Source organism: Nocardiopsis xinjiangensis YIM 90004 (assembly GCF_000341145.1).
Taxonomy (GTDB): domain Bacteria; phylum Actinomycetota; class Actinomycetes; order Streptosporangiales; family Streptosporangiaceae; genus Nocardiopsis; species Nocardiopsis xinjiangensis.
The window spans coordinates 36849-57768 of the sequence record NZ_ANBE01000007.1 but is presented as its reverse complement, the minus strand read 5'-3'; the positions used below and the strand labels follow the sequence as shown (position 1 = coordinate 57768).

General features: G+C 70.3%; 17 protein-coding genes. 11 read left to right on the top strand and 6 right to left on the bottom strand.

The window, feature by feature from the left end:
- Positions 1–104 precede the first annotated feature (104 nt).
- The 5 genes from D473_RS0104540 to D473_RS0104520 are packed head-to-tail and all read left to right on the top strand — an operon-like array spanning position 105 to position 5088.
- On the top strand, positions 105–1583 hold the full coding sequence (locus tag D473_RS0104540) for a sugar ABC transporter ATP-binding protein (protein WP_017607904.1): 1479 nt from the start codon (positions 105–107) through the stop codon (positions 1581–1583).
- On the top strand, positions 1580–2626 hold the full coding sequence (locus D473_RS0104535; RefSeq protein ID WP_017607903.1) for an ABC transporter permease: 1047 nt from the start codon (positions 1580–1582) through the stop codon (positions 2624–2626). Before D473_RS0104540 ends, D473_RS0104535 begins: the two co-directional genes overlap by 4 nt.
- Entirely contained in the window at positions 2616–3680 is a 1065-nt protein-coding gene (locus D473_RS24200; RefSeq protein ID WP_017607902.1) for an ABC transporter permease, read from the top strand. Before D473_RS0104535 ends, D473_RS24200 begins: the two co-directional genes overlap by 11 nt.
- Complete coding sequence (locus tag D473_RS0104525) at positions 3677–4741, top strand: rhamnose ABC transporter substrate-binding protein (protein WP_017607901.1); 1065 nt, start codon at positions 3677–3679, stop codon at positions 4739–4741. Before D473_RS24200 ends, D473_RS0104525 begins: the two co-directional genes overlap by 4 nt.
- An 11-nt stretch (positions 4742–4752) precedes the next feature.
- Positions 4753–5088 (top strand): L-rhamnose mutarotase, encoded by a 336-nt coding sequence (locus D473_RS0104520; protein ID WP_017607900.1) that lies wholly within the window; start codon positions 4753–4755, stop codon positions 5086–5088.
- A gap of 51 nt (positions 5089–5139) precedes the next feature.
- Here the strand turns inward: D473_RS0104520 and D473_RS0104515 are convergent, their stop codons facing one another.
- The 5 genes from D473_RS0104515 to D473_RS0104495 are packed head-to-tail and all read right to left on the bottom strand — an operon-like array spanning position 5140 to position 9781.
- Positions 5140–5874 (bottom strand): cupin domain-containing protein, encoded by a 735-nt coding sequence (locus D473_RS0104515; RefSeq protein ID WP_017607899.1) that lies wholly within the window; start codon positions 5872–5874, stop codon positions 5140–5142.
- A complete protein-coding gene (locus tag D473_RS0104510; protein WP_017607898.1) occupies positions 5871–6779 on the bottom strand; it encodes a DUF6807 domain-containing protein in 909 nt (302 codons plus the stop codon). The genes D473_RS0104515 and D473_RS0104510 overlap by 4 nt, the downstream gene beginning before the upstream one ends.
- Positions 6772–7908, bottom strand: a complete 1137-nt coding sequence (locus tag D473_RS0104505) for a Gfo/Idh/MocA family protein (protein WP_152436768.1) — start codon at positions 7906–7908, stop codon at positions 6772–6774. The genes D473_RS0104510 and D473_RS0104505 overlap by 8 nt, the downstream gene beginning before the upstream one ends.
- A gap of 42 nt (positions 7909–7950) precedes the next feature.
- Positions 7951–8826 (bottom strand): carbohydrate ABC transporter permease, encoded by an 876-nt coding sequence (locus D473_RS0104500; protein WP_017607896.1) that lies wholly within the window; start codon positions 8824–8826, stop codon positions 7951–7953.
- Positions 8816–9781, bottom strand: coding sequence for a carbohydrate ABC transporter permease (locus D473_RS0104495; RefSeq protein WP_017607895.1), 966 nt, complete (start codon positions 9779–9781; stop codon positions 8816–8818). Before D473_RS0104495 ends, D473_RS0104500 begins: the two co-directional genes overlap by 11 nt.
- 366 nt (positions 9782–10147) lie before the next feature.
- Between D473_RS0104495 and D473_RS0104490 the strand changes: the two genes are divergently transcribed.
- Positions 10148–11455: a Gfo/Idh/MocA family oxidoreductase gene (locus tag D473_RS0104490; RefSeq protein ID WP_026126600.1), complete on the top strand. Its 1308-nt coding sequence runs from the start codon at positions 10148–10150 to the stop codon at positions 11453–11455.
- A 51-nt stretch (positions 11456–11506) separates the two neighbouring features.
- Here D473_RS0104490 and D473_RS0104485 read toward each other — a convergent pair whose 3' ends face one another.
- On the bottom strand, positions 11507–12745 hold the full coding sequence (locus D473_RS0104485; protein WP_017607893.1) for a right-handed parallel beta-helix repeat-containing protein: 1239 nt from the start codon (positions 12743–12745) through the stop codon (positions 11507–11509).
- A 383-nt stretch (positions 12746–13128) separates the two neighbouring features.
- Between D473_RS0104485 and D473_RS0104480 the strand changes: the two genes are divergently transcribed.
- From D473_RS0104480 to D473_RS0104460, 5 genes are all read left to right on the top strand, one after another.
- On the top strand, positions 13129–15171 hold the full coding sequence (locus tag D473_RS0104480) for a beta-galactosidase (protein ID WP_017607892.1): 2043 nt from the start codon (positions 13129–13131) through the stop codon (positions 15169–15171).
- A 106-nt stretch (positions 15172–15277) separates the two neighbouring features.
- Complete coding sequence (locus D473_RS0104475; RefSeq protein ID WP_449406440.1) at positions 15278–17545, top strand: rhamnogalacturonan lyase; 2268 nt, start codon at positions 15278–15280, stop codon at positions 17543–17545.
- 139 nt (positions 17546–17684) lie between these two features.
- The gene (locus D473_RS0104470) at positions 17685–18839 is read left to right on the top strand and encodes a Gfo/Idh/MocA family protein (protein WP_017607890.1); all 1155 of its coding nucleotides are present in this window, start codon (positions 17685–17687) and stop codon (positions 18837–18839) included.
- Positions 18836–19996: a dihydrodipicolinate synthase family protein gene (locus D473_RS0104465; RefSeq protein ID WP_017607889.1), complete on the top strand. Its 1161-nt coding sequence runs from the start codon at positions 18836–18838 to the stop codon at positions 19994–19996. The genes D473_RS0104470 and D473_RS0104465 overlap by 4 nt, the downstream gene beginning before the upstream one ends.
- The gene (locus tag D473_RS0104460; RefSeq protein ID WP_017607888.1) at positions 19993–20913 is read left to right on the top strand and encodes a sugar phosphate isomerase/epimerase family protein; all 921 of its coding nucleotides are present in this window, start codon (positions 19993–19995) and stop codon (positions 20911–20913) included. The genes D473_RS0104465 and D473_RS0104460 overlap by 4 nt, the downstream gene beginning before the upstream one ends.
- Positions 20914–20920 lie beyond the last annotated feature (7 nt).

Here is a 20920-nt window from a genome sequence, read left to right as displayed (position 1 = left end):
TTTGAGGACGCCCGTGGAGAACGGGCGCGCCCCTCCCTCACACGTGGAGACTTCTCTTGACGCAACAGCCGCCACCGGCGCCCCCGCCACTGGAACTGGTCCGTGTGGCCAAGTCCTTCGCCAGCGTGCGGGCACTGCGGGACATGTCCCTGGAGCTGCGTTCCGGGGAGATCCACGCCCTGGTCGGGGAGAACGGGGCCGGCAAGTCGACCCTGGTCAAGACGATCGCCGGCGTCCACCGCCCCGACTCCGGGTGGATCCGGGCCGACGGTGTCCCCGTCACCTTCGCCCGACCGGCCGACGCCCAACGGGCCGGTGTCGCCGTCATCCACCAGGAACCCACCCTCTTTCCCGACCTCTCCGTGGCCGAGAACATCTTCATCGGCCGCCAACCCCGCACCCGGCTGCGCACCATCGACCGTGCTCGCATGCGCCGCGAGACCGAGGAGGTCTTCAACCGCCTCGGCGTCCCACTCGGCCCCGACCACCCGGCCCGCGGACTGTCCATCGCCGATCAACAGCTCGTGGAGATCGCCAAGGCCCTCACCCGGCGGGCGAGGGTCCTGGTCATGGACGAACCCACCGCCGCCCTCTCCGGCGTGGAGGCCGAACGTCTCTTCACCGTCGCCCGCACCCTGCGCGACCAAGGCGTCGCCCTGCTGTTCATCTCCCACCGCTTCGACGAGGTCTTCGCCCTGTGCGACCGGATCACCGTCGTGCGCGACGGGTCGTTCGTCTCCTGCGACCCCGCCGCCGACCTCGACGTCGATACCGTCGTGCGCCGCATGGTCGGGCGCGGGGTCGATACCCTCTACCCCAAACAGGAGACCGAACCGGGCCGGGTCCTGCTGGAGGTCGAGGGGCTCACCCGCGGGGGCGTCTTCGACGGCATCGGCTTCACGGTCCGGGCCGGTGAGATCGTCGCGCTCGCCGGGCTCGTCGGCGCCGGCCGCAGCGAGGTCGTGCGCGCTCTCTTCGGCGTCGACCGCTACGACGCCGGCAGCGTCCGGGTCGGCGGGGCCCGGCTCGCCCAGGGCGACCCCAAGGCCGCCATGGCCGCCGGCCTGGCCCTGGTTCCCGAGGACCGGCGCGAACAGGGCCTGGTCATGGAGGCCTCCATCGCCCGCAACGCCACCTCCACCCGCCGGGGCGCGCTCAGCCGCCTGGGCCTGCTCACCTCCCGGGCCGAGGACGAGGCTTGCCGTAGCTGGGGTGAACGCCTGAGCCTGAAGTACCGGCGGCTCACCGACCCCGTCTCCACCCTCTCCGGCGGCAATCAGCAGAAGGTCGTCCTGGCCAAGTGGCTCGCCACCGGGCCCTCCGTCCTGTTCGTGGACGAACCCACCCGCGGGATCGACGTCGGAACCAAGGCCGAGGTGCACCGCCTGCTGTCCGGTCTCGCCGGAGAGGGCCTGGCGGTGGTCATGGTCTCCAGCGAGCTCCCCGAGGTCCTCGGCATGGCCGACCGGGTACTGGTCATGCACGAGGGCCGCATCACCGCTGAACTCGACCGCGACGAGGCCGACGAGGAATCGGTCATGTACGCGGCCACCGGACAACCACCCCGCGAGGCCCTCCGATGACATCGACGACAGCCCCCACGGGGCCCCGGCCCGAGGGCCCGCCCTCCGACAAGGGGACAGGCCGCGCACGCCCTCAACGCCCGGTACGCGAACTCGGCGTACTGCTGGCCGTGGTCCTGCTCGTCGCCGGAACCTGGATCCAGAACCCCGGATTCCTCTCCCAGCAGGGCGTGCGCGACCTCTTCCTCGGCGCGACCGTGCTCTCCGTGCTCGCCGTGGGCCAGGCCCTGGTCCTGATCACCAAGAACGTGGACCTCTCGGTCGGCTCGGTCATGGGCTTGTCGGCCTTCGGTACCGCCGCCCTGTTCGCGGCCTTGCCCGGGATCCCCGTCCCCCTGGCCATGGCCGCCGGGATCGGTATCGGAGCCCTGTGCGGCCTGGCCAACGGCCTGCTCGTGGCCACCGTCCAGGTGCCCGCGCTCGTGGTCACCCTGGGCACCCTCTACGCCTACCGGGGGTTCGGCCACTGGTGGGCCGACGGCGGACAGATCAACGCCCACCAGATGCCCGAGGCCTTCCTCGCCCTGGGCGGGGTCAGTGTGCTCGGGGTCCCCCTCCCCGCGGCGGTGGCCGCCGCGGTGGTCGTGGCCACCGGGTTCTACCTGGCCCGCTACCGGTCCGGCCGCGAGCTCTACGCCATCGGTTCCGACGCCCACGCCGCCCGCCTGTCCGGGATCTCCGTCGGACGGCGGGTCGTGGCCGCCTTCGCCGCCAACGGCGCCCTGGCCGGGCTGGCCGGCGTGCTCTTCACCGCCCGCTACGGCACGGTCGACTCCACCGCCGGGTTCGGCATGGAACTGGAGGTCGTGGCAGCGGCAGTGGTCGGCGGGGTCGCCATCGCGGGCGGGGTCGGAACCGTCTACGGGGCCGCGCTCGGCGCGGTCCTGCTCACCACCATCACCGCGGCCCTGCCCATCTGGCAGATCGACCAGTTCTGGCACCAGGCCGTGGTCGGCGCGCTCATCCTGTCCGCGATCGGCCTGGACCGCCTCCTGGCCCTGCGCAACGCCCGCAAGCTCGGAGGAGGCACCCATGGCCCCTGAACGCACCGCCCCCGCGCCCCGGCCCAGGGAAGAACCGGCCCCCCGGCCCGGCCGTGTGCGCTCCCTGCTCTCGGCCCGCGAGAGCCCGGTCGTGGCCGCCCTCCTGGTCTCCCTGGTCTTCGCCTCGTTCTTCCTCGACATGTTCGCGACCGGGCGCAACATGGGGTTCCTGCTGCTCAGCGTGGCCGCCATCGCCCTCATGGCCCTGCCCATGACGCTCATCGTCATCACCGGTGAGATCGACCTGTCGGTGGCCAGCACCCTGGCGCTGAGCAGCGCCACCCTCGGTGTGCTGTGGGAGGCCGGGATCCCCATCGAGACCGCACTGTTGATCTGCCTCGTGCTCGGGGCGGCACTGGGCGCCTTCAACGGGCTGCTCGTCACCGTGTTCGGCCTGCCCTCGCTGGCCGTCACCATCGGCACCATGGCCCTGTACCGCGGGCTCGCCTACGTCCTGCTCGGCGACCGCGCCGTGGCCAGCTACCCGCAGGACTGGGTCAGCGGCGTACGCGCCCCCTTCCTGGGCATCGCGGGTCTGCCCTGGATCGCCGTGGCGATCCTGGCCCTGGCCGCGCTGTTCGCCGTGCTGTTGCACGCCACCGCCATCGGCCGCTCCTTGTACGACATCGGCAACAACACCGAGGCCGCCCGTTTCACCGGTGTGCCGGTCCGGCGCACCGAGTTCTGGCTCTTCACCCTCAGCGGGACCGTCGCCTCCGGTGCCGGCGTCTTCTGGACCCTGCAGTACGGCACCTCGCGCGCCGACACCGCCTTCGGTCTGGAGTTGCAGGTCGTGGCCGCCGTCCTGCTGGGCGGGGTGTCGATCTTCGGCGGCGTCGGAACGGTCCTGGGCGTGATGAGCGGGGTCCTGCTGCTGGGCACGGTCCGCAACGCCCTCCAACTGCTCGGCGTCAGCGGCGACGTGTTGCAGATCGTCACCGGCCTCATCCTCATCGCCTCGGTGGTCGGCCCCAACCTCGTCGCCTCCCTGCGGCGCCGAATACCCGTCCCCACCATCCTCCGACCCCCGACACACCACGGAGAGAGACCATGACCGATCCGCGCCCGCGCTTCCTCCCGCTCGGCGCCCTCACGGCCGCCGTCCTGCTGACCGCGGCCTGCGGCGGCACCACCATCGACGACGCCCAGGACGAGGGCGCCGGCGGCCCCACCGGCACCTCCGACCCCGACGCCGAGATCCCCGAGGGCCTGTCCGTCGACTTCCTGCCCAAGCAGCTCAACAACCCCTTCTTCGACCTGGTCAACGCCGGCGGCGCCGAGGCCGTCGAGGAGCTCGGGGGAGAGGCCACCGAACGCGGCGCCACCGAGGCCACCGCCGACTCCCAGGTGGAGTACATCAACGCCGCGGGCCAGGTCGGCAGCGATGTCATCGTCATCGCCGCCAACGACCCCGACGCGGTCTGCCCGGCCCTGGACGAGGCCCGCGACGGCGGGGCCGTCATCGTCGGCTACGACTCGAACGCCAACTGCACCGACGTCTTCGTCAACCAGTCCTCCAACGAGCTCATCGGTCAGGCGCTGGTGGACATGGTCGACGGGCAGCTCGGCGGGGAGGGCGAGTTCGCGATCCTGTCGGCCACACCCAACGCCACCAACCAGAACGCGTGGATCGAGGAGATGGAGCAGATCCTCGACGGCGACGAGTACTCCGGCCTCGAGCTGGTCGACACCGTCTACGGCAACGACGACGACCTGGAATCCTTTCAGGAGATGCAGGGCCTGGTGCAGTCCCACCCCGACCTGGACGCCGTCGTCTCACCCACGACCGTCGGTCTGGCCGCCGCTTCGCGCTACGTCAGCGACTCCGAGTACCAGGGCGAACTCGTCGTGACCGGGCTCGGCGAACCCGGCCAGATGCGGGAGTTCGTGCACGACGGCACCGTCGAGGAGTTCGCGCTCTGGGACCCGCACGACCTCGGCTACCTCGCCGGATACACCGGCGCGGCGCTGCAGGCCGGACAGATCACCGGCGCGGAGGGTGAGACCTTCACAGCAGGCGACCTCGGCGAGTTCACCTTCGAGACCGACGGCGAGCTCGTCCTGGGCCCGCCCCTGGTCTTCGACGCCGACAACATCGACGACCACGACTTCTAGGAAGGAACCCCGTGAGTACCAGTACCGGACGCCGGCGGGTCTGCTTCGTCCTGAGGGTGCGGCCCGACCGGATCGAGGAGTACGAGGAACGGCACGCCCGCGTGTGGCCGTCGATGCGCGAGGCCCTGGCAGCCGCGGGTTGGCACAACTATTCCCTCTTCAGCGACGGCCGCGGCACGGTGATCGGGTACCTGGAGACCGACGACTTCGACCGGGCGCGCGCCGCCATGGCCGGGACCGAGGTCAACGCCTTCTGGCAAGCCGAGATGGCGCCGCTCTTCGAACCGATGGAGGGCCGCCCCGACGAGGGGATGGTCCCCCTGACCGAGATCTTCCACCTGCCCTGAACGGGCGGCCCGGGGCGCCCGTCCCCGCGGCGGGCGCCCCGGCCGGAAGGGTCAGGGCAGGGGCCCCTCGCGCGGGCGCCAGGTGTGCAGGCGCCCGCACATGCCGAACCGGTGGGGCACCGGGGCGGGGTCGGTGCGTACCACCGTCGCCTCGCCCATGATCCCTGGATCGCCCTCGGCCAGGGCCAAGAGCTGGCGGCGGGTGCGTTCGGTCTCCTCCTGCACGCTCTGTTCCCAGAGCTCCTGCCACCGCTGGACCTGCGGGCGTGCCAGCGCGGCCGCGTCACGGTGGAAGGCGTTCAACGCCCGCGGCCCCTGTTCGCGCACGGCCGCCACCAGCTCGCGGTAGCCCTGCATCGCCAGGTCACGGCGTGCGCGTGCGGCCTCGGCGAGCTCCCCCTCCGCGGCCTCGGAGGGCAGAGCGGCCGCCTCGGTGTAGGCGGCGGGGTCGGCCAGGATCTCCCGGGGGAAGGTCAGGACCGCGTCCCCGGCCTCGGGCAGCCCCGCATTCTGCATGACCACGACCAGTTCCAGGTCCTCGGCGTTGACCAGCCGGTGCACCGTACCGGGCCCGAACCACAGCACGTCGCCGGGAAAGAGCGGGTCCTCCGCGGTCCCCTCCGGGGTGAGGGTGTGCACCTGCCCGCTGCCCCCCGTCACGAGATAGGCCTCGGTCGAGGCGGTGTGCACGTGCGGGGTGCCCCCGTGCAAACCGTCCGATGCCGGCCAGCCGTAGACCCGAACCCGGCTCACGGCGGTGCTCCCGGGAAAACGCGGGGTGCTCACAGCGCGAACTCCTTCGCCAACGCGCCGCTCTCCTCGGCCGTGCAGCGGCGGTCCACGAACACCAGGCGGTGGTGCAGCGACAGCCTCTGCCCGGGCGTGAGCACGACCTCCTCGCCGAAGGCCGGGGACGGGCTCAGCACCGGTATCGGCGTCGTGCGCACGAACCATCGGATCGGTACCGGAGCGCTGCTGGAACCGGCGAGGTAGACCATGGTCGCGCCGCCGTCGATCTCGTCGTGTTCGGCGCTGAACGCGACCCAGTCCGCCTCGGCGCCCATGAGGCCGTCGCCGGTGCGGCCGTTCGAGGCGACCGCGTCCCCGCCGGTCCACGAACGCGGCCCGCGCCAGAAGAACCCGGTGTAACCCGCGTTCGGCCGTCCCGCGGTGGTCGGACTACCCAGATGCAGGTCCTGGCCCCGCACGTTGCTCAGGGCCGAGGAGAAGTCGAGCGCCCACAGGCCGCGGCCGCGGTCGACCGAGTGGAACCGGTGGCTGCGCACCTCCTCCAACCAGTGCTCCCCGGTCGAGGCCACCCAGGTGAGGTCCTCGGCGATCGTGGCCGCGCCTTCGCCGTCCTCACCGGACGAACGCAGCCGATCGTGCCGGATGCTGCCGTTGTTGTCACGCCACTGGTACCCGTCCTCGCGGGCAAAGGTCGGACCGCCCCAGAAGTTCTGGTCCGAGACGTGGGACAGGGTCATCTGCAGGCCCTTGTGCCAACGGTGGTCCGAGGGGCGGTAGCCGGTCAGCGGGGCACCGCTCAGGGTGCGTAGGGGATGCAGATAGGGCTTGGGGGACTCGGCCTGCGGGGCGTCGTCGCGCAGGACGTAGCGGGCGATGTCGACCTCTCCGACGGTGACGGCGAGGGCGTCGCCGGTCCGTGCGATGCGGGGGGTCTCAGGCATGGGCGCGCGTCTCCGTTCGTGCCAGCGCGGCCGAGGCCGCTGCCGGGTCGGGGCCGTACATGGCGTGGTGGAAGGCGTCGTCGGGGGTGAGTTCGGTGCGCCGCACGGTCGTCCCGGTCAGCGCCGAACGGTACATCCCGGCCACGAGCTCGAGGGCGCGGCGGCCGTCGTGCCCGCCGGCCGCAGGACGCCGACCCTGCTCCATCGCGTCCAGGAGTCCGGTGAGCTGGCTCTGGTGCGAGCCGCTCTCGTCCCGGGCCGGCGGCCACCACTGCGGGGCGGTTTCCTCCTCCTGCGCCGCCGGTGTCACGCGCCAGTGCGAGTTGTCGTAGCCGTACAGGTGCTCCAGCTCGACCGTGGCGTGTTCGAAGTCGAAGCGCAGGTAGCTCGTTTCCCGGGGTGAGAGCACGCTGTTGACTACCGACACGCTCGCGCCCGACTCCAGGCGCACGATCGCCATGGCCACGTCCTCGGTCCGGGTCTCGCGCGCCTTGGTCTCCATCACCGCGGTCACTTCGGACCAGTCGCCCAGCAGTGAGAACATCAGGTCCATCTGGTGGATGCCGTGCCCCATGTTCGGGCCGCCGCCCTCGGTCTCCCACCGCCCGCGCCAGGGGACCTCGAAGTAGGAGGGGCCGCGGAACCACAGAGTGTGGCACACGCCGACGAGAGGGCGCCCGAGCACGTCCTCCTCGACCAGTCGGCGCAGGTGCCGCGCTCCCGACCCGAAGCGGTGTTGGAAGACGTAACTTGCGTAGGGACCGCCCTCGCCCTCGTGGCTGCTCACCTCGTCGTACTCGGCCAGGGACAGTACCGGCGGTTTCTCGCACCACACCCAGGCCCCGGCGTCCAGGCTCGCGGCCACGGTCCCCTTGTGGTCGGCGGGGGGCGTGCCCACGACGACGAGGTCGGGGGACTCGGCGCCGAGCATGTCCTCGACGGAGGTGTAGCGGCCGGGTACGTCCCACTCCTCGGCGGTGGCCGCCACGAGGGAGGGATCGAGGTCGACCAGCGCGGTCACTGTGACACGGTCTCCCATGGCGGCCAGCGCGGGCAGGTGTGCGCCCCGGCCGATGGTGCCGCAACCGACCACGGCGGTACGTACGGGGGAGGAAGGTGGAGAATTCACTGGCGGCTCCTGGGATCCATGGAAAGCGAACGTGCGGCGGCCCTACTTGATCCCGGTCGTGGCGATGCCCTTGACCAGATATCGCTGGCCGGCGAGGAAGAACCCGAAGACCGGTCCCAGCGCCACGGCTGACAGCGCGAACAACGGCCCCCAGGAGGTGGCGGAGGTGACGTCGATGAATGTGCGCAGGGCCACGGGGACCGTGTACATGTCCGGGTCGGTCAGGAAGATCAATTGGCTGAAGAAGTCGTTCCAGGTCCAGATGAAGGTGAAGATCGTGGTCGTGGCCAGAGCCGGAAGCGACAACGGCAGGATGATCCGGCAGAAGATCCGTACGTGCCCGCACCCGTCGATGCGCGCCGCCTCGTCCAGGTCCTTGGGCAGGCCTCGGATGAACTGGACCATCAGGAAGATGAAGAAGGCGTCGGTGGCCAGGAGCTTCGGAACGATCAGCGGATAGAACGTGTTGATCCAGTCCAGCTGCGAGAACATGATGTACTGCGGCACGATCAGGACGTGGATCGGCAGCATGATGGTGCCGAGCATGAGTGCGAAGAACAGCTTCTTGCCGAAGAATTCCAGCCGGGCGAAGGCATAAGCGGCCATCGAACACCCGATGAGGTTGCCGACGATCGATCCCAGCACGACCACGGCCGAATTCCACATGTAGTGATGGAAGGGCCGGTCGAGCGCGGTCCACCCCTCCGTGTAGTTCTCCGGCGTGAAGTTCGAGGGGATCAGCCCCGGATCCCGGAAGATCTCGTCGGTCGGTTTGAAGGAACTGGAGACCATCCACAACAGCGGGTACAGCATGATCAGTCCGAAGACGATGAGGCCCGCGTGCGTCAGGTAGCGCCGCGGCGGCCGGTTCGCCGCCCGCTTCTCGGGTGTTCTCGGCCGTGTCGTCTCAGTTCTCATAATGGACCCAGTACTTGGAGGCGAGGAAGTTCACCGCGGTGAAACCACCGATGATCAGCAACAACAGCCAAGCCATGGCTGACGCGTAACCCATGTCGAAGGCGCCGAACCCCCGTTGGTAGAGGTAGAGCGTGTAGAAGAGCGTGGAGTCAGAGGGCCCGCCCGTGCCCCCGCTGACGATGAACGCCTGGGTGAAGGTCTGGAAGGCGTTGATGAGCTGCAGGACGAGGTTGAAGAAGATGATGGGGGTCAGCATCGGCACCGTGATGTGCCGGAACCGGTGCACCGGGCCCGCGCCGTCCACCGCCGCTGCCTCGTAGTACATCGCCGGTATCTGCCGCAGACCCGCCAGGAAGATGACCATCGGCGCACCGAAGGTCCACACGTTGAGCACGATGAGCGTGCCGAGCGCGTAGTCCGGGTGGGAGACCCAACCCTCGCCCTGGATCCCGACGAAGGCCAGGACCTGGTTGATCAGCCCGTCCTCGCCGAAGATCTGGCGCCACAGGATGGCCACCGCCACGCTGCCGCCGAGCAAGGAGGGCAGGTAGTAGACCGAGCGGTAGAAGGCCAGCCCTCGCAGCCCGCGGTCGAGCAGCATCGCCAGCGCCAGGGCGGCGGCGAGTTGGAGCGGGACGGAGACGAACACGTAGACGAACGTGACCCACAGCGCGCTGTGCAGCCGGGTGTCCCCCAGCATCCGCGTGTAGTTCTCCACGCCGACCCAGTCGTGTTCGCCGATCAGGTTGTAGTCGGTGAACGAGAAGTACAGGGAGGCCGCCAGGGGCCCCGCGGTGATGAGGAACAGCCCCAGGAGCCACGGGCCGAGGAACCCCAGGGCGGCGAGGTTGTCCTTGTTCTTCGGTCGGGCGCGTACTCCACGGCGGTGCTGTTCGGGCCGCGGCTCGTCGGCCGTAGGAACGGCCTCGGGCCTGTTTCTCTGTTGGGTGCTCACGCCGGTCCACCGCCTCGGGCAGCGCTCGGCGCGCTCGGCTGCGGATAGGGGGTCATGCTCGGTTTCCGCCGTTCTGGTGGGGGCAGGGAGGGACACGACGCCTCGGAAGGGCTGTTCGGGGCGGGACGGGGAGCCCGCCCCGAAGCCTGGCAAGCGCTATCCAAGGTGTGGTTTTTTTAACACCGGGCTTCGAAGGTGTCAATGGTGCGGATGGGTCGGAAACGGGAGTGTCCGCTGCTGATCGGGCTGTTTCTCGGTTCGACCGGGGGAGCGGTGGGGATTCGGGCGTCGATGCCGGGGAGGGGGATTGGGTACATCCTGTGCTGTATTATTGCCTGATATTTGGAAAGCGCTTACCCTTCTCGTGTGAGCGATTCCACCCACAGACGCAGGTACGCGATCGTCGGAACAGGCGCACGGGCGCGGATGTACACACGCGCTCTGGTGCACGAACACCGTGACCAGGGGCGGCTCGTGGCCCTCTGCGACTCCAACCGCACCCGCATGGACGTGCACAACCGGATCGTTGCCGAGGCCGGGCTGGACCCTGTGTCCGCCTACCCCGCCGATTCCTTCACCCGCATGCTCCGAGAACAGGCGGTGGAGGAGGTCATCGTCTGCACCGTCGACCGGCTGCACGCCGACTACGTCGTCGCCGCGCTGGAGGCCGGGGCCGATGCCATCACCGAAAAACCCCTGACCGCCGATCTCGAAGGGCTGCGCAGGATCAGCGAGGCCCAGGCCCGTACGGGCGGACGGGTCACGGTCGGGTTCAACTACCGCTACAACCCCGTACACCGGCGTGTACGGAGCCTCATCGCCTCCGGAGCGATCGGCGAGGTCGGATCGGTCCACTTCGAATGGTTGCTCGACGTGCGGCACGGAGCCGACTACTTCCGGCGCTGGCACCGCGACAAGGACCAGTCGGGCGGTCTCCTGGTGCACAAGGCCGGGCACCACTTCGATCTGGTCAATTGGTGGATCTCCGCCCGGCCCGAGGAGGTCTACGCCTCCGGCCGGCTGTTCTTCTACGGCCAGGAGAACGGGCTCCGGCACGGACTGGCCGGCGACTACACGCGCGGGCACGGTTCGCCGGAGGCACAGGAGGACCCCTTCGCGCTCCACATGGCCGACAGCCCTGACATGAGAGCGCTCTACCTGGAGGCCGAGCACGAGGACGGCTACCGGCGCGACCTCAACGTCTTCGGGGCCGGGATCACCATCGAGGACGACATGTCGGTGCTCGTGCGCTACGACACCGGTGCGCGCCTGAGCTACCACCTGGTGGCCTATGCGCCGTGGGAAGGGTACCGGCTCTCCATCACCGGCAGCCGGGGACGGCTGGAACTCGACATGGTCGAGTCCCCTCACACCGACACCGCGGCGCACGGCCCCGAGGCCGTGCGGGGCATGCATCCCCACCGTCCCGATGACGTCACCGCACGCCTGTGGCTGCGCAAGCACTGGCAAGCACCGGAGGAGATCCCCGTGAAGGTCGGGGAGGGAGACCACGGCGGGGGAGACGCCCACATGCTCGCGACCCTCTTCGGGCGCGTGGACGACGGGATCCGGCCTGACCACGCCGACGGCGGCCACGCCCTGGTCACCGGGCTGTGCGCCGACGCCTCCATGGCGAGCGGCCGGCCGGTGCGTGTGGACGAACTGCTCGCATGAGCCTCCGGCGGCCCCGTCCCCGGGGCCGCCGGAGGTCGCGTGTCACTCACCTCAGCAGGTGCGGTCCGCGCTGTTGTCCAGCTCCACGTTCTCCACGACGGTGTTCTCGCCGCAGGGGTCCTCCCTGACCTCCGAGTCGATCACGGTCAGGTTGGACAGGGTGATGTCGGAGTTGTTGGCGAACTCCTCCCGCGCGGCGAGGCGGATACCTCCGGGACCCTCGACGGTGCCCGCCTCGGCGGCCACGGTGACGTTGTGGCAGTTCTCGATCAGGATCGAGTCGTTGCCGGTTCCGGCGATGTCGACCCGGTCGATGGTGGCGCCGCCGCTCTCGGAGACGCAGAAGATGCCGCGTCCTCCCCCGCGGGCGGTGACCTGCCCGACGTGGACGGTGTCGCGGTACTCACCGTTGACCAGTCCGTTGCGGTTGGCCATGCGGAAGGCGGCGTACCCGCTGCCGGCGGCCACGTTCTCGGCGTCGATCACGCCGATGTCGGCGTTCTCGGAGTCGTTGAGCAGGAGTCCGGACCCGCCCACGTCGGTGGCGGTGAGCGTGCCCAGGGTGAACCCGTTGACCCCGTAGGTCTCCACGGCGTGGCTGGAGGCGCCGGTCACGTTGACGTCGTCGATGCTGATGTCGCGGGCTCCGCGCGTGTCGTCGTCGTCCCGGCTGTCGATGCGCATGCCCAGGCCGCCGGACAGGTCGAGATCGATCTGCCCGAAGCGCACGTCCTCCGAGCTCTGAACGAACACCCCGAAGTAGGGCGCTCCGGTCACGGCCAGGTGCGGGACCTCGACGTCGACCGCCTGCCGGATCCGCACGGGGGCGTGGGAGTCCCCTGCTTCCCCGGCCACGTCGAGGGAACCGCAGACCTCGAACAGGGTGTGGCTGGGCAGATCCAGCGATGCGTCGGCAGGGACCCGGCCGGAGCCGTTCACGACGACGCCTTGCTGCGCGGTGCGGGCGGGGTCGAGGGAGTCCACGGCGGCCTGCATGGCCTCCAGCAGCGCGGTCCCTTCGTGGACGACCTCTCCGGAGGCCAGAACGGTCCAGCCGATGTCGTCGTCGCCCTCGACCTCGGCCACGTATTCGCCCGATCCGCACTCGGCGGTCCCGGGGCTGCTCGCTGTCAGCTCCGGTTCGTCGCCGGGCGCGGTTTGGGCGGCGACCAGGAGCCCTGCCCCCACGGCCATCGCCGCGGGGGCGGCGATGAGCAGGGGCAGGGACGGCTTGCGGCGCCGGGTCCGTGCCCGGCCCGCGGGTTGCGGTGTGTGGTCTTCTCGTGCCATCGGGTCTCTCCTGTACGGCCCGGTGTGCGTACCGGGCGGTGAGCGGGGGTAGGAAAGCGCTTCCCGTGGAGGTGGAAGTTAGCACAGAGGGACAGCAACCGAAACGGGTGTTGCTGGCGCCCTCGGGTTCATGAATGCGACCTTCCAGGTCGGGGATGCAATGGAAACGTTTGCGCCCCCGAGGCCGAAGGAGTGGGAGTGCGGGGGTTGGCGAGAAAGCGCTTTCCGTTTAATGTCGGATCTCGTACGACCAGAGGAGCCTCCCCCGCGGTCTGCCGGTGCGGACCTCTCCGCCCGGGGCCGGGGCCTCGCGGCGGCGGCCGGCCGCGGACACAGGGCCCGCGGCCCCGGCCTGCAGCGCACACGAACCGGAAGGAGTGGGCGTGACCCACGAACGGCCCGCGCACCGGTGGATCCGGTGGCCGAACGACCCCGACCGCCCGAGGTTCGGCTACGGGGCCGACTACAACCCCGAACAGTGGCCCCGCGAGGTGTGGGAAGAAGACCTGCGTCTGATGGAGGAGGCCGGGGTCACCATCGTCTCCCTGGGGATCTTCTCCTGGGCCAGGATCCAGACCGGCCCGGACACATGGGACTTCTCCTGGCTGGATGAGCTGATGGACCGGTTGCACGAGAGCGGGATCGCCGTCGACCTGGCCACCGCCACCACCTCGCCGCCGCCGTGGCTGGTCACCGCCCACCCCGAGGTCCTTCCGGTCTCGCACTCGGGCAGGACCGTGTGGCCGGGCAGCCGGCAGCACTGGCGTCCCACGTCCCCGGTCTTCCGCGAACATGCCCTGCGCCTGACCCGTGCGCTCGCCGAACGGTACGGGCGGCATCCGGCCCTTGCGGCCTGGCACGTGTCCAACGAACTGGGCTGCCACAATCTCTACGACTACTCCGACGACGCGGCGGCCGCCTTCCGTGCCTGGCTACGCCGGCGCTACGGGGACCTGGACACCCTGAACGAGGCGTGGGGGACAGCGTTCTGGTCCCAGCACTACACCGACTGGAACCAGATCCTGCCCCCGCGAGCTGCGGCTTTCATCCCCAACCCCACACAGGACCTCGACTTCACGCGTTTCTCCAACGACGCCCTGCTCGAGCACCTGCGGGCCGAACGCGACCTGTTGCGCCGCATCACCCCCGAGATCCCGGTGACGACCAACTTCATGGTCAACCACCACACCCGGGACCTCGACTACGTGCGGTGGGCCCACGAGGTCGACTTCGTCGCCAACGACCACTACGTGCGTCTGGACGAGACCGGCCGCGACGAACTCTCCTTCTCCGCGAACCTCACGAGCGGGCTGGCGCGGGGCAGGCCGTGGTTCCTGATGGAGCACTCCACCAGCGCGGTGAACTGGAAACCCGTCAACCTCGCCAAGAGGGAGGGGCAGCTCCACCGGGACTCCCTCCTGCACCTCGCACACGGGGCCGACGCCGTCTGCTTCTTCCAGTGGAGGCAGTCGCGTGCCGGTGCGGAGAAGTACCACTCGGCGATGGTGCCGCACGCCGGCCCCGACAGCCGTGTCTTCCGCGACGTGGTCGAGCTCGGCAGGCTCCTGCGCGAGGACCTGGCCGAGGTGGCCGGTTCCGAGCGCCTCCCCGCGCGGGCGGCCGTCGTCTTCGACTACCAGTCGTGGCGGGCCGTGGAGCGCCCTTCCCTGCCCTCGGAGGAGATCGACTACCACCGGGAGGCGCTGGAGTGGTACCAAACCTTCCTCGACCTGGGGATCCGCGCGGACATCGTCCCCGTCGACGGCGGATGGGACGAGTACGACCTGGTGGTGGCGCCGCTGCTGCACATGGTCCCCGGCCACCTCGCCGACCGGGTGAACCGCTACGCCGACCGCGGCGGCCACCTCGTCACCACCTACTTCTCCGGGACCGTGGACGCCGACGACCACGTGTACCTCGGCGGCCATCCGGGCGCGTTCCGGGACCTGCTGGGGATCCGTGTGGAGGAGTTCTCCCCTCTCCCGGAGGGAGTGGCGGTCCCCCTGGACACCGGTGGCAGCGGCGACCTGTGGACCGAGGAGGCCACCGTCACCGGCCGGGACGTGCAGACGCTCGCGCGCTACGGCGACGGACCCCTCCGAGGGCGGCCCGCCCTCACCCTGCGCCGGATCCCGGGAGGCGGAACCGCTTCCTACACCACGACCCGGCTCTCGGCCCGAGCACGGCGCGGGTTCCTGCTGCGGATCACCGATGAGGCCGGGGTCGGCTCCGAACTCCCCGAACCCCTGCGCGGGTGCGTGGAACTGGCCGTTCGCACCGCGGAGGGCGCCGAGTACTGGTTCTTGTCCAACCGCACGGACGAGGGCGTGGTCCTCGCCGACCTGCCCGGAACCCCCTTGACCGGTACCGCCGGTGCGCACCTGCCTCCCGACGGGGTGGCGGTGCTGCGCGTGGAGCGTCCGTGAAACCCGGCCCGGCCCCTGGTCGGGCCCCTCATCCCCTGACCGATCACGACCCGATGGAGGCTGATCGACCGTGCCCACCCCCCGCAGGGCGTTGCGAAGCGCAGGTGTGCTCGCAACCGGAGTGAGCGTGCTGCTGGCGGCCGGCGCCGCACACGCGCCGGCCGAGCAGGACCGGCGAACGTACACCCGGATGGAACACCTCGACCGGGGTCTCGTGGCCGTGGAATCGGACGAAGGTGTCCTCCTGAGCTGGCGCTTGCTCGGCGACGAGGTCGACGGGCGGGGCGAAGCCGGTATGGAGGGCCCGGCCTTCGAGGTCCTCCGGGACGGCGAGTCCATCGCCGTGGTCGAGGACAGCACCAACCACCTGGACGAGGACGGCGGTGCCGGATCCTCCTACACGGTCGCCCCCGTGGGACAGGAGGGACCCGAGGGCGAGACCTCGGTCTGGGAGGAGGGCTTCCACGAGATCGGTCTGCAGCCTCCCGAGGGCGGTACGAGCCCGGACGGGGTGGAGTACGAGTACACCGCCAACGACGTGAGCGTGGGTGACGTGCTCGGCGACGGGCAGTACGAGTTCGTCGTCAAGTGGGACCCGTCCAACTCCAAGGACAACTCGCACACCGGGTACACCGGCAACGTCCTCATCGACACGTACACGCTCGAAGGGGAGCTGCTGAACCGTGTCGACCTCGGGCACAACATCCGTGCCGGGGCCCATTACACGCAGTTCCTGGTATACGACTTCGACGGTGACGGCCGCGCGGAACTGATGTTCAGGACCGCGCCGGGCACGCGGACCGTCGAACTGGACGGGGACGGGCGGGAGACCGGTTCCGAATACATCACCATGCCGGAGGAGGACCTGGAGGCCGGCCACTCCCACCGGGACGACCACCGCTTCGGTGCCGACGACTACTACGAGCACCTCGTGGAGATGTTCCGGAACTGGCACACCGAGCCCGAGGTCAGGAGCGGCCAGTGGCCTCGGACGTTGGAGGAGGCCTTCGGAGGGGAACCGCGCCACGACTACCCGTTGGGTGAGGACGAGGCCCGGGAACTCGCCGACTTCTTCATCGACGAGTACGCCCCTGACAAGAGCGAGAACAACGACCTGCGCGGATTCGAAGGGTTCGTCCTCGACGGCCCCGAGTACCTGACCGTCTTCGACGGCGAGAGCGGCGCGGAACTGGACACCGTGCGCTACGAGCCCGAGCGAGGCGACGACGGTCTCCGCTGGGGCGACTACGCGATGGAACGCATCGAACCCGCCAACCGGGTGGACCGGTTCCTGGCGGGCGTGGCCCACCTCGACGGGACCGAGCCCTCAGCGGTCTTCGCGCGCGGTTACTACACCCGTTCGGCCGTCGTCGCCTACGACTTCGACGGCAAGCGTATTCAGAAGCGATGGTCCGCCGACAGCGGGCACGTCGAGATGGACAACCCCTTCGACGACGACGGCATCCACATGCGGGACGCGGCCGACCCGGAGCTGGGTGCCTTGGCCGGGCAGGGTTTCCATTCCTTGAGCGTGGCCGACGTGGACGGCGACGGACACCAGGAGGTCGTCCACGGTTCGGCCGTCCTCGACCACGACGGGTCCCTGCTCTACTCCTCCTGCGACGGGAGCCCGGCCGTGGACGGGGAGGAGTGCGTCGGGTTCGGCCACGGGGACGCCCTGCACGTGGGCGACTTCGATCCGGACCGGGACGGGCTGGAGATCTGGTCGGTGCACGAGGACTCGGCGGCTCCCTACGGGTACGCCATGCGTGACGCCGAGACGGGCGACGTACTCTTCGGTGAATTCATGGGCGGTGACGTGGGCCGGGGGATGGTCGGTGACATCGACCCCGACCGACCCGGCGTGGAGGCCTGGTACGAGATGGGTCCGGGCGAGGGCGAGGCCGGGCTGCACGCGGCCGGCGGCGAGTTCCTGGGCGAGGACGTGCCGGGAACCAACATGAGCATCCGGTGGTCGGCGGACATGACCACCCAGACCGTGCACGGTACCGACACCGGGGACGGTTCCGAACCGCCCCGGATCGAGGACTGGGGCCGGGGCACGCTCCTGACGGCCGAGGGCACGCTGACCAGCAACGGGACCAAGGGGAACCCGGCCCTGGTGGCGGACGTGCTCGGTGACTGGCGTGAGGAGTTGGTGGTGCGCACCGAGGACGGTTCGGCGCTGCGCATCTACAGCAGCCCCGAGGTCACCGACCGCAAGGTTCACACCTTGATGCACGACCCGCAGTACCGCGTGGGTGTGGCGTGGCAGCAGACGGCCTACAACCAGCCCTCCCACCCCTCGTTCATGCTCGCCTCGAGCACCGACTGGTCGCAGGTGCCCGAGCCGCAGATCCGCTACCCCGACTAGGAAACGGGTGCGGCCCGGGACCCGTGCACGGATCCCGGGCCGCACCGGGCCCTGCTCCTCCTCCCCGATCCCGGGCTGGCGTCAGCCGTCGGGGTGGATTAGCCTGGAAAGCGCTTTCACAGAAAGGTGGTATCGACCCATGACCGTCCAGACACTGGGTGTCGCCATGAACGGCGTCACCGGCAGAATGGGCTACCGGCAGCACCTGAGCCGGTCCGTGCTGGAGATCCGCGACGCCGGCGGGGTGGAGCTGCCCGACGGAACCCGGGTGGTACCCGAACCCGTGCTCGTCGGCCGCTCGCCCGAGAAGCTGCGCACGATCGCCGAGCGCCACGGCATCGAACGCTGGACCACCGACCTGGACTCCGTGCTCTCCGACGACGGCGTCCCCCTCTACTTCGACGCCCAGATCACGCACGCCCGCGAGCCCGCGGCCCGCGCCGCCATCGCCGCCGGCAAGCACATCTACACCGAGAAGCCCGCCGCCGCGACCCTTGATGAGGCGCTCGAACTGGCCGAACTGGCCGAACAGGCCGGCGTGCGCAACGGCGTGGTCCAGGACAAGCTGTTCCTGCCCGGCCTGCTCAAGCTCCGCCGCCTCATCGACAGCGGATTCTTCGGCAAGATCCTGTCGGTGCGCGGCGAGTTCGGCTACTGGGTCTTCGAGGGCGACTGGCAGCCCGGTCAGCGCCCCAGCTGGAACTACCGTTCCGAGGACGGCGGCGGCATCGTGCTCGACATGTTCCCGCACTGGCACTACGTCCTGGAGCACCTCTTCGGCGCCGTACACACGGTCACCGCCCGCACCGCCACCCACATCCCCCGCCGCTGGGGCGAAAGCGGCGAGCCCTACGAGGCCACCGCCGACGACGCCGCCTACGGCATCTTCGACATCGAGGGCGGCATCATCGCCCAGATCAACTCCTCCTGGAGCGTGCGGGTCGACCGCGACGAGCTCGTGGAGTTCCAGGTCGACGGCACCGAGGGCAGCGCCGTCGCCGGGCTGCGCGGCTGCCGCATCCAGCACCGCACCGCCACCCCCAAGGCGGTCTGGGACCCCGACGTCGCCGACCCCGTCGACCACCGCGCCGGCTGGGCCGAGGTCCCCGACAACCGCGAGTTCCCCAACGGGTTCCGCGCCCAGTGGGAAAACTTCCTGCGCCACGTGGCGGCCGGGACCCCCTTCCCCCACGACCTGCTCTCCGGCGCCCGCGGCCTGCAGATGGCCGAGGCGGGCCTGCGCTCGGCCCGTACCGGCGAACGCATCGTCCTCGACGAGGTCACGAACACATGAACACACTGAACCTGCCCACGCAGAACGGAACCACCGCCCCCCACACCCTCACCGGAACCCCGCTCGGGGCCGCGCCCGTACCGGCCCCGCGCACCCGCACCGCCTACGCCGCCGCCCACGTGGTCGCCGACCCCCGGGCGAACAACGCCCCCGGCGACCCCGCCGTCCTCGACTGGGACCGCACGTTGGCCTTCCGCCACCACCTGTGGGACCAGGGCCTCGGGGTCGCCGACGCCATGGACACCGCCCAACGCGGCATGGGTCTGGACTGGGCCGCCACCGCCGAGCTCGTCCGCCGCTCCGGCAAGGAGGCCGCGGCACGATCGGCCCCCCTGGCCTGCGGCGTCAACACCGACCAGCTCACCGGCCCCGCCCCCGGCCTCGACGGGATCCTGGACGCCTACCGCGAGCAGCTCCGAGTGATCACCGAGGCGGGCGCGACCCCCGTGATCATGGCCTCGCGCGCCCTCGCGGCAGCGGCCGAGGGCCCCGCCGACTACACACGGGTCTACGGCGCCCTGCTGTCGGAGACCGAGCGGCCGGTCCTCCTGCACTGGCTCGGCACCGCCTTCGACCCCGCCCTCGAGGGATACTGGGGATACGCCGATCCGGCCGACGCCGTCGAACCGGTCGCCGAACTCATCACCGAGCACGCCGACGCGGTCGAGGGCATCAAGGTCTCGCTGCTCGACACCGCACACGAAATCCGCCTGCGCCGCCTTCTGCCCGACGGGGTACGCCTGTACACCGGCGACGACTTCCACTACCCCGAACTCATCGAGGGCGACGAACAGGGCCACTCCGATGCCCTGCTCGGCATCTTCGCCGCGATCGCACCGGCCGCCTCGCGGGCCCTGGCCGCGCTCGACGAGGGCGACACCGCCCGGTTCCGGGAGATCCTCGACCCCACCGTGCCGCTGTCCCGGCACCTGTTCGCCGTGCCCACCTACTACTACAAGACCGGCATCACCTTCCTGGCCTGGCTCAACGGCCACCAGGACGGCTTCCACATGGTCGCGGGCCTGCACAGCGGACGCAGCCTGCCCCACCTGTCCGAGGTCCTCCGCCTGGCCGACCGCGCCGGGCTCCTGGACGACCCCGACCGCGCCGCCGCCCGCATGCGCTCCCTCCTGGAGGTCTCGGGGGTGCCGCAGTGAACACCCGCACCGGAACCCCCGCCCCGGCCGAGCCGGAACCCGTGGACATCCCGTCCGGCAGGCCTGCCGACCTGCCTACCCCGGCCCCCGGCGACCCCAGGATCGAACGGCTCTCGCTCAACCAGGCCACGGTCAAGCGGGCCGACCTCGCCCGGGCCGTCGACGGATGCCTGCGCGCCGGCGTTCCCTCGATCGGCCTGTGGAGAGAACACGTCGCGGAGGCAGGACAGGAACGTGCAGAACGCATGGTGCGAGAGGCGGGCCTGCGCGTGTCCTCCTACTGCCGGGGCGGATTCCTGACCGACCCGGCCCGCACCGAGCAGGCACGCGAGTCCAACCTGCGCGCCATCGACGAGGCGGCCGCCTTCGGCGCGGCCACACTCGTCCTGGTGGTGGGCGGCCTGCCCGACGGAGAACGGGACCTGCGCGCCACCCGCGCCCGCATGGCCGAGGAACTGGAGTACCTCGTGCCCCGCGCGGCCGACCGCGGGGTCAAACTCGGCCTGGAACCCCTGCACCCCATGTTCTGCGCCGACCGCGCGGTGCTGTCCACCCTGGGCCAGGCGCTCGACCTCGCCAAGTGGTTCCCGCCCGAGACGGTGGGAGTGGTCGTGGACACCTACCACCTCTGGTGGGACCCGGACGTGTATCACCACATCGAACGGGCCGGGGCCCTCGGGCGCATCGCCTCCTTCCAGGTCTGCGACTGGCTCACCCCGATCCCCGACGACCCCCTGCTGGGCCGGGGCATGGTCGGCGACGGACACATCGACGTCCGTTCCCTGCACCGTGCCGTCCGGCGGGCCGGCTACGAGGGCGACGTGGAGGTGGAGATCTTCAACGCCGACGTCTGGGCGGCCGACAGCGACCAGGTCATCGACACGATGGTGCGCAGGCACGTGCAGTACGTGCTGTGAGGAGGTG